Raw genomic sequence first — 2,688 nt, forward strand, 5'->3', positions numbered from 1 at the left:
ATATAATAGGGAACCCGCAGATATATCCCAAAAAGCGCAGATATAATAGGGAACTCGCAGATATATCCCAAAAAGCGCAGATATAATGGGGAACCCGCAGATATATCTCAAAAAAGCGCAGATATATCCCAAAACCGCAGATACTTCAACGAGTAAAAGTCGACGCTTCAATTAAGGGTGGCTGTCAGAAAACGTTAGGCGTTCGCCTGCTTTTCGGACAGCCATTTTGCTATTTTTTTAGTCATTCGCTACAATTAAAATAGAGGTGAGCTAATGTATTTAAGAACGCTACGCTATTTGCAGGCGCAAGTGCCATGCAAGGAGCAGTATCCATTTAATATTTCAGCATTCGAACATTTTCAGGAGCTTCATTTGCCAACGAATATTACGTTTTTTGTTGGGGAAAATGGCTCAGGTAAGTCAACATTGCTTGAGGCAATTGCTTATGAATGTGGCTTTCATACAGCAGGTGGTAGTCGCAATCATTTATACGATGTACATGAATCACATTCTGCTCTTGGGGAATACATACGCTTAATTTGGTCGCGTAAAGTGGCGCGCGGCTTTTTCTTACGTGCCGAAACATTTTATCAATTTGCGAGTCATCTTGATTTAATGTTCGATCCATCTGGAAGAAAATACGATGCATATGGTGGCAAATCATTGCATGAGCAATCACATGGTGAGTCCTTTTTATCCTTGTTTAAAAATGCCTTTGGACATAAAGCGATTTACTTGCTGGATGAGCCGGAAGCAGCACTTTCTCCAACGCGTCAGCTTAGCTTGATGCGTATTATAAAAGAGTTGGAGCATGATGCGCAGTTTATTATTGCGACACATTCACCGATTTTGCTTGGCTATCCGAATGCGACAATCTATGATTTTGACCAACAAATAAGTGAAGTTCGTTATGAGGAAACATTGCACTATATTTTAACGAAGCGCTTTTTAGATGCGAAAGACAAAGTACTAGACGAATTATTTTTAGATTTGCCTTGATTCAGCCTAAAAGGAGACTAAATTTCTACTGACTACTTGATAAATGAGGTGACAGGATGAACACATACTTATACGAAATTCGAATTCATGAGCAGCAACAAGGTGAGAAGATAAGCTATAGCATTACCTTTCATGGCGAAAAAAGATTGCTGCAAAAAATGATTGAGCTGGCAGAAAAGGATATCGCCTTTCTTGTTTATAAAGAAGCGACAAAATGGAGAAAGCTTGTATTTCGTCGAGATTATTTATTTTCTATACAGGATGTACCAGCAGCAGATAGTCCAATGCCGCATTGGAACTTAGCGAACGTGTTAAAGGGGCAAGAAGTAGTGCAACTATCAGAGACATTACATACAGAGCATACAGCAAAGGCTTTGCAGGAGGAGTTAATGGGCTTTGCAGCGAAAACGGCTTCTAGACAGGGCAATTTATTTAGAGAGTAGGCGCATATAAATGCAGGCAATCGTTCACGGAATCATTTTGGCCTTTGGACTTATTTTGCCATTAGGCGTGCAAAATGTTTTTATTTTTTCACAAGGCGCTATGCAACCATCCAAGCTACGTGCATTGCCAGCCGTATTAACAGCAGCACTTTGCGATACATTGCTTATTTTACTTGCAGTGCTTGGTCTATCAGTCATTGTTTATCAATTTGAATGGTTGCGACTAGGCTTAATTAGCGGAGGCATTTTATTTTTAATTTATATGGGCAAGGTCTTGTGGACTGCAAAGATAGAACAAGCGCAGCAAGGAGAGGCACTACCAGCGAAAAAGCAAATCGTATTCGCTTTATCCGTTTCTTTATTAAATCCCCATGCGATTTTAGATACAGTTGGTGTTATTGGGACGAGTGCCTTAAATTACATGGGCACAGATAAAATATTGTTTACTGTTACATGTATTATCGTGTCATGGCTATGGTTTATTAGTCTTATGTTTGCAGGCTCAATGCTGAAAAAAGTAGATAACTCAGGCAAAGTCATGTACATATTCAATAAATGCTCGGCTGTCTTTATTTGGGGAACAGCATTGTACTTATTAATAGGTTTATTTTAATCAAGTTCGAACAATATTTAAATGAAGTGTCAAATTAAAAATGCTTAGAGTATACAAATCAAAAAAGTGCTAGAAACTAACGTTTCAAGCACTTTTTCTAATTACACGCAAATTATGATATTTATTCATAAATGGTTCGACAGTAAAATTAACTTTTTATTTACTTTGAAGTTTTCGTTTTATCAAAATAATCTTCTAGACTTTTTTTATCTGAAGGATTGAATATACCTGGTGTATAATTGGGTATTTCCCCAATAGAACCAACTATTTCCCCTTCATATTCATATATATTTAGGCGAAGATTCTCTCCCTCAGGGCTCTTCTCTTTTAATTCATAAGTAGTTATAGTTAGCTCTTTCCCTATATAATTTCCGATAAATGTTACATTAGAGGATTTATAATTTTCGATAGTTTCTAATGCTGGTTCTATTACAATTTGTTCACTTGCATTAAATGATTTAATTGTCCAATCTAAATTTTCTATATAGGCAAGATGTTCTTGATCAATATTTTCATTGGTACAGGCAACTAGGATAAATGTAAAACTTAAAATAATTATTAATTTTTTTATAAGTATCCCTCCCTTTTGATTAAAAAATTTTATTAACTATCTCCATTATAATAAAATAAAAG

3 protein-coding genes are annotated in these 2,688 nt (G+C 36.3%); all 3 read left to right on the plus strand.

Annotated elements, in window-relative coordinates:
- Positions 1-273 precede the first annotated feature (273 nt).
- From C9J34_RS21375 to C9J34_RS21385, 3 genes are read left to right on the plus strand one after another with little or no spacing between them, the layout of a single operon-like run.
- Positions 274-999 (plus strand): AAA family ATPase, encoded by a 726-nt coding sequence (locus tag C9J34_RS21375; protein WP_107842174.1) that lies wholly within the window; start codon positions 274-276, stop codon positions 997-999.
- 56 nt (positions 1,000-1,055) lie between these two features.
- Positions 1,056-1,442 carry a hypothetical protein gene (locus C9J34_RS21380; protein WP_107842175.1) on the plus strand — a complete coding sequence of 129 codons (387 nt, stop codon included), beginning with the start codon at positions 1,056-1,058 and terminating at the stop codon, positions 1,440-1,442.
- Positions 1,443-1,452: 10 nt separating this feature from the next.
- On the plus strand, positions 1,453-2,055 hold the full coding sequence (locus C9J34_RS21385; RefSeq protein WP_107842176.1) for a LysE/ArgO family amino acid transporter: 603 nt from the start codon (positions 1,453-1,455) through the stop codon (positions 2,053-2,055).
- Positions 2,056-2,688: the final 633 nt, after the last annotated feature.

Origin of the sequence: Metasolibacillus meyeri, assembly GCF_003049505.1 — a bacterium.
Taxonomy (GTDB): domain Bacteria; phylum Bacillota; class Bacilli; order Bacillales_A; family Planococcaceae; genus Metasolibacillus; species Metasolibacillus meyeri.